Source organism: Xaviernesmea oryzae, assembly GCF_900109605.1.
In the GTDB taxonomy this organism is placed as follows: domain Bacteria; phylum Pseudomonadota; class Alphaproteobacteria; order Rhizobiales; family Rhizobiaceae; genus Xaviernesmea; species Xaviernesmea oryzae.
The window spans coordinates 48,447-54,446 of sequence record NZ_FOAM01000025.1; the positions used below are offsets into that span (position 1 = coordinate 48,447).

Annotated in this window: 5 protein-coding genes; 4 read left to right on the top strand and 1 reads right to left on the bottom strand. The window is 64.9% G+C overall.

The window, feature by feature from the left end:
- The first annotated feature begins 66 nt into the window (after positions 1-66).
- Positions 67-1,968: a bifunctional sugar phosphate isomerase/epimerase/4-hydroxyphenylpyruvate dioxygenase family protein gene (locus tag BMX61_RS22535; protein WP_075625449.1), complete on the top strand. Its 1,902-nt coding sequence runs from the start codon at positions 67-69 to the stop codon at positions 1,966-1,968.
- Positions 1,969-2,291: 323 nt separating this feature from the next.
- Here the strand turns inward: BMX61_RS22535 and BMX61_RS22540 are convergent, their stop codons facing one another.
- Entirely contained in the window at positions 2,292-3,053 is a 762-nt protein-coding gene (locus BMX61_RS22540; RefSeq protein WP_075625408.1) for an IclR family transcriptional regulator domain-containing protein, read from the bottom strand.
- 142 nt (positions 3,054-3,195) lie between these two features.
- Here BMX61_RS22540 and BMX61_RS22545 point away from each other — a divergent pair, with 142 nt between their 5' ends.
- The 3 genes from BMX61_RS22545 to pcaF are packed head-to-tail and all read left to right on the top strand — an operon-like array spanning position 3,196 to position 5,820.
- Complete coding sequence (locus tag BMX61_RS22545) at positions 3,196-3,903, top strand: 3-oxoacid CoA-transferase subunit A (protein WP_075625407.1); 708 nt, start codon at positions 3,196-3,198, stop codon at positions 3,901-3,903.
- Entirely contained in the window at positions 3,900-4,604 is a 705-nt protein-coding gene (locus BMX61_RS22550; RefSeq protein ID WP_075625406.1) for a CoA transferase subunit B, read from the top strand. Before BMX61_RS22545 ends, BMX61_RS22550 begins: the two co-directional genes overlap by 4 nt.
- A gap of 10 nt (positions 4,605-4,614) precedes the next feature.
- On the top strand, positions 4,615-5,820 hold the full coding sequence (pcaF, locus tag BMX61_RS22555; protein ID WP_075625405.1) for a 3-oxoadipyl-CoA thiolase: 1,206 nt from the start codon (positions 4,615-4,617) through the stop codon (positions 5,818-5,820).
- Positions 5,821-6,000: the final 180 nt, after the last annotated feature.

Consider the following 6,000-nt stretch of genomic DNA (forward strand, 5'->3'; position numbering starts at 1 on the left):
ATTAACCAACCAGTACAGAACGCCGGAAAGGAAGGCAAGATGACGAGCCAGACCACGGGACGCGCAATGCGCACGTCGATTGCGACGGTTTCGATCAGCGGCGAATTTCCCGAGAAGCTGGCAGCCATCGCCAAGGCGGGCTTTTCCGGCGTCGAGATCTTCGAGAACGACTTTCTGACCTATGACGCCGCACCGCGCGAAGTGGCGAAAATGGCGCGCGACCATGGGCTGGAGATCACCCTGTTCCAGCCGTTCCGCGATTTCGAGGGCATGCCGGAGCCGCATCGCGCCCGTGCTTTCGAGCGCGCCGAGCGCAAATTCGACATCATGGGCGAACTCGGCACAGACCTCATGCTGATCTGCTCGAACGTCTCGCCGGTATCGCTCGGGGGTATCGACCGGGCGGCAGCCGATTTCCACGAACTGGGCGAGCGTGCCGCCCGCCACGGCGTGCGCGTCGGCTATGAGGCGCTGGCTTGGGGCCGCCATATCAACGACCATCGCGATGCCTGGGAAATCGTGCGCCGTGCCGATCATACGCAGGTCGGGCTGATCCTTGACAGTTTCCACACGCTGTCGCGCAAGATCGATCCGAACTCGATCCGCTCCATCCCCGGCGACAAGATCTTCATCGTCCAGCTGGCCGACGCGCCGCTGATCGACATGGACCTGCTCTATTGGAGCCGTCACTTCCGCAACATGCCCGGCGAAGGCGATCTGCCGGTGGTCGATTTCATGCGCGCGGTGGCCGCGACGGGCTATGCCGGCCCACTCTCGCTCGAAATCTTCAACGATCAGTTTCGCGGCGGCTCGGCCCGGGCGCTGGCCGAGGACGGGCACCGCTCACTCGTCTATCTGATGGATCAGGTGCGCCGGCTGGAGCCGGACATCCGCATCGGCTTGACCGACATGCCGCCGCGCGTTGCGGTCGATGGCGTTGAATTTGTAGAATTCACCACTGGCGCCGAGGAAAAGGCCCATCTCGCAGCCCTTCTGCAAAGCCTCGGCTTTGCCGGAACCGGACAGCACAGGAGCCGCCCCGTGGAGCTGTACAGCCAGGGCGACATCCGCATCGTCATCAACAGCGATACCGGCGGCACCAGCTTCGCCGGCGCCTCCTACTCCGTCCATGGCACCAATGCCTATGCGTTCGGCCTGAAGGTGGACAATGCCGAAAACGCCTTGAACCGGGCCTCGGCGCTGGACGCCACCCGCTTTGCCGAGCCGCGCCAGGCAGGAGAGACCGCCATTCCCGCGATCCAGGGCGTCGGCAATGGCGTCATCTATTTTCTCGACAGCTCGCCGGCGCTGTCGTCGGTCTGGGAGACGGAGTTTGCACCTCTCATGACCGACGCGCCGCAGGCAGATGCCGGTCTCAGGCGGATCGACCATCTGGCCCAGACCACGCGCTATGACGAAATGCTGACCTGGCTTCTGTTCTATACCTCGATCTTCGAAACCCGACGCACGCCGATGGTCGATGTGGTCGATCCCGGCGGCCTCGTGCGTAGCCAGGCGATCGAAAGCCTTCCTGAGGCGGGTTTCCGCGTCACCATGAACGGCGCCGACAACCGCAAGACCTTTGCCGGCAAGTTCCTGGCCGAAGGCTTCGGCACCAGCATTCAGCACATCGCCTTCGCCACCGACGATATCTTCGCCACGGCGAAGCAACTGGCGGCACTTGGCTTCCAGGCCCTGCCGATTTCACGCAATTATTATGACGATCTGGAAGCGCGTTTTGGCCTCGAACCCGCTTTTTCCGACGCCCTCAGGGAGGCGAGCATTCTCTACGATCGCGACGACCGGGGTGAATATTTTCAGATCTATAGCCGCACCTTCGGCGAAGGCTTCTTCTTCGAAATCGTCGAGCGGCGCGGCGCCTATGCCGGCTACGGCGCGATGAACGCCCCCTTCCGCATCGCCGCCCAGCGTCGCCTGGCGCGGCCGGACGGCATGCCAAAGGTTTAGGGCGTCGAACCAATTCCTGATCGTGGTCCACGACACAAAGGTTTCACGGCTAGGCGGCCCCCTCATCCGACCCTTCGGGCCACCCGACCGGGGACGAGCCACGGGTCTCGTCCCGTCCTTCAGACCCCCGCTGGGGAGAAGAAACGCGCCGCGCCGTCCTATGCTGCCCTCAGCACCGTAAAGCCGGACATGCCTTTTTCTTGGCGCTCGATTGAGGCGCCACCTATCGCCTCGGTCTCTTCTCCCCATCGGGGAGAAGGTGCCGGCAGGCGGATCAGGGGGCCGCCAAGCCCATAAATCGTCAGCGTCGTTTCCTATGAGCTTCAGGTGAGCATGCCCGCAAGCTCCGCCTGCACGGCTTTCAGCGCAGGCAGATAGCGGTCTGCCATCGCCTCCATCGGCTCGCCACGTGCGGCGAGCCCGACATTCAGCGCCGCGACCACCCGCCCGCGCATGTTGACAAGCGGCACGGCGATCGAGCGCAGGCCGATCTCGACCTCCTGGTCGATGGTGGCATAGCCTTGGCGGCGCACCGTGGCCAGCGCGTCCATCAGCGCCTCGATCTCCGTGATCGTATGCTCCGTGCGGGCCGGGCGCTGCGAGGCCTCCAGCGCGGTCCGCGCCGCATCCTCACCAAGCGCCGCCAGAAGCACGCGGCCCATCGAGGTGCAATAGGCCGGCAGGCGCGAGCCCGGCATCAGCGCGATCGACATCACCTTCTGCTGCGCGGCACGCGCGACGTAGACGATCTGCCCCGCATCGAGAATCGAAACCGAGGTGCTCTGGCCGATCTCTTCCGAGAGCCGATCCAGTGTCGGCTGGACAATGCGCGGCAGCGGCATGGTGGCGAGACAGCCCGTGCCGAGCCTGAGCACGCGCGGCGTCACCGTGAAGAACTTGCCGTCATAGGCGGCATAGCCGAGCTCGGCCAGCGTCAGCAGGCAGCGCCGTGCCGTTGCCCGGTCGAGCCCGGAGATCTCGGCCGCTTCGGCAATCGACAGTCTTGGACGCTCGGCGCTGAAGGCCTCGATCACCTTCAGCCCCTTGGCCAGCCCGCCCATCATGTCGCGCTCGCTCACGGCCATTCGTCCCTCCTAAATTTGTGCGATAATCGAACAAATATCGTATATCGCACAAATGGCTTGAAGTCGATCAGGCCACGCCTCTATTCTTTCTTCCAGACGATGCGGCCGCTCACACGCGCCGCGCCGGATGGAGGATTTCGACATGGACAAGCAAGTGGCGAGCGCGGCCGAGGCCGTCGCTGGCATTGGCGATGGCGCAACGGTGATGATCGGCGGCTTTGGCGGCTCCGGCGCGCCGATCGAACTGATCCACGCGCTGATCGACAAGGGGCCAAAGGGCCTGACGGTCATCAACAACAATGCCGGCAATGGCCGGATCGGCATTGCCGCGATGATCGATGCGGGGCTGGTCAAGAAGATGATCTGCTCCTTCCCGCGCTCCTCCGACCCGCGCGCCTTCACCGACCGCTACCTCGCAGGCGAGATCGAGCTGGAGCTGGTGCCGCAGGGCACGCTGGCCGAGCGCATCCGCGCCGGCGGGGCCGGCATTCCCGCCTTTTACACACCGACCGGCTTTGGCACCGAGCTGGCCGAAGGCAAGGTGATCGCCGAATTCGATGGGCGGTCTTATGTGCAGGAACGCTGGCTGAAGGCCGATTTCGCGCTGATCAAGGCCCATCTCGGCGACCGCCACGGCAATCTCACCTACAACAAGGCGGCGCGCAATTTTAACCCGCTGATGTGCACGGCGGCCGAAACCACCATCGTCCAGGTCTCCGAGATCGTCCCGCTTGGCGGCATCGACCCGGAGCATGTCGTCACTCCCGGCATCTTTGTCGACCGCGTTGTCGAGATCGCCGATCCGGCCCAGGAAGAAGTCCTCATTCGCGCGGGAGCGGTTTACGCATGAGCACCCAGGATTTTGACGCGCTGAAGCTCAGCAATGCCCAGATCGCCTGGCGCGCCGCGCAGGACATTGCCGATGGCACCTATGTCAATCTCGGCATCGGCTTTCCGGAAATGGTCGCCCGCTACCAGCCGCCGGGCCGCCAGACGATCTTCCACACCGAAAACGGCATTCTCGATTTCGGCGAGCCGCCGGCCGAAGGCGAGGAGGATTGGGATCTGATCAATGCCGGCAAGCGCGCGGTGACGCTGAAACCCGGCGCCGCCTTCTTCCACCATGCCGACAGCTTCGCCATGGTGCGCGGCGGCCATCTCGATGTGGCGATCCTCGGCGCTTACCAAGTGGCTGAGACCGGCGATCTCGCCAATTGGCGCATCGGCTCCAAGGGCGTGCCGGCCGTCGGCGGCGCCATGGATCTGGTGCATGGCGCCCGCCAGGTCTTCGTCATCACCGAGCATGTGACCAAGGACGGCAAGCCGAAGCTGGTGGAGCGCTGCTCCTTCCCGCTGACAGGGGTCGCCTGCGTCACCCGCGTCTATACCAGCCATGCCGTGATCGACATTGTCGAGGGCCGCTTCGTGCTGCGCGAGATGCGGCCGGGCCTCGCCTTCGACACGCTGCAGGCCATGACCGGTGCTGCGCTCCACCGTGACGGGCCCGTGACCGATCTCCTGGCCCCGGCGCTCTACTCCCCTCTTGCTTGAGGTTCTTCCCATGACCGACGTTTTCATCTGCGACTATATCCGCACGCCGATCGGCCGCTTCGGCGGCGCGCTGGCCACCGTCCGGGCGGACGATCTCGGCGCCATGCCGCTCAAAGCGCTGGTCGCACGCAACAAGGGCGTGGATTGGGCGGCAGTGGAGGACGTGATCTTCGGCTGCGCCAACCAGGCGGGCGAGGACAATCGCAATGTCGCGCGCATGTCGCTGCTCCTCGCCGGCCTGCCGGTGTCGGTGACCGGCACGACCGTCAACCGCCTCTGCGGCTCTGGCATGGATGCGGTGATCATGGCCGCCCGCGCGATTAAATCCGGCGAGGCCGAGCTGATGATCGCTGGCGGCGTGGAAAGCATGAGCCGCGCGCCCTTTGTCCTGCCCAAGGCCGAGAGCGCCTTTTCCCGCAAGGCGGAAATCCATGACACCACCATCGGCTGGCGCTTCGTCAATCCTTTGATGAAAGCCCAATATGGCGTCGACTCCATGCCGGAGACCGGCGACAATGTCGCGGCCGATTATGCCGTCTCCCGTGCGGATCAGGATCTCTTCGCGGTCAGGAGCCAGGAGAAGGCGGCGCGCGCGCAGGAAAATGGCCGGCTGGGCCAGGAAATCACCGCCGTTCCCGTGCCGCAGAAAAAGGGCGAGCCGCTTCATGTCAGCCAGGACGAACATCCCCGCGCTACGAGCTTGGAGGCGCTGGCGAAGCTGAAGCCGGTCAATAGCAGGCCCGACGCGACGGTGACGGCCGGCAATGCCTCCGGCGTCAATGACGGCGCGGCCGCCTTGATCCTCGCTTCGGAAGCCGCCGCCCGCCGCCATGGCCTGACGCCGATCGCCCGCGTGGTCGGCGGGGTGAGCGCCGGCGTGCCGCCGCGCATCATGGGCATCGGCCCGGCCCCGGCGGCGAAGAAACTGCTGGAACGTCTCGGCTGGACCGCCGACGACCTCGACCTGGTCGAACTTAACGAAGCTTTCGCCTCGCAGGGGCTGGCGACGCTGCGTCAGCTTGGGATCGCCGATGACGATCTTCGCGTGAACCCGAATGGCGGAGCGATCGCACTTGGTCATCCGCTTGGAATGAGCGGCGCGCGCCTTGCGGGCACAGCGGCGCTGGAGCTGTCGCTCACCGGCAAGCGCAAGGCGCTCGCCACCATGTGCATCGGCGTCGGCCAAGGCATCGCGGTGGCGCTGGAGCGGGTGTGAGGCCCGCTCTCTCGCGGCATTGAGCGGTTTCCAGCAAGCACGACGGTTTGCGAGTGATCAGGATTTCCTGGCGTCCGATGAACGCAAAGAGCCTCCCGAGGGAGGCTTGTCACACTGAGATCGAGGGGGAATGTTTGGTTGCGGGGGCAGGATTTGAACCTGCGGCCTTCAGGTTATGAG

Excerpts from the sequence above, each read along its gene's own strand:
- BMX61_RS22545 (WP_075625407.1), top strand. The coding sequence starts at position 3,196 with ATGGACAAGCAAGTGGCGAGCGCGGCCGAGGCCGTCGCTGGCATTGGC.
- BMX61_RS22540 (WP_075625408.1), bottom strand. The coding sequence starts at position 3,053 with ATGGCCGTGAGCGAGCGCGACATGATGGGCGGGCTGGCCAAGGGGCTG.
- pcaF (WP_075625405.1), top strand. The coding sequence starts at position 4,615 with ATGACCGACGTTTTCATCTGCGACTATATCCGCACGCCGATCGGCCGC.
- BMX61_RS22550 (WP_075625406.1), top strand. The coding sequence starts at position 3,900 with ATGAGCACCCAGGATTTTGACGCGCTGAAGCTCAGCAATGCCCAGATC.
- BMX61_RS22535 (WP_075625449.1), top strand. The coding sequence starts at position 67 with ATGCGCACGTCGATTGCGACGGTTTCGATCAGCGGCGAATTTCCCGAG.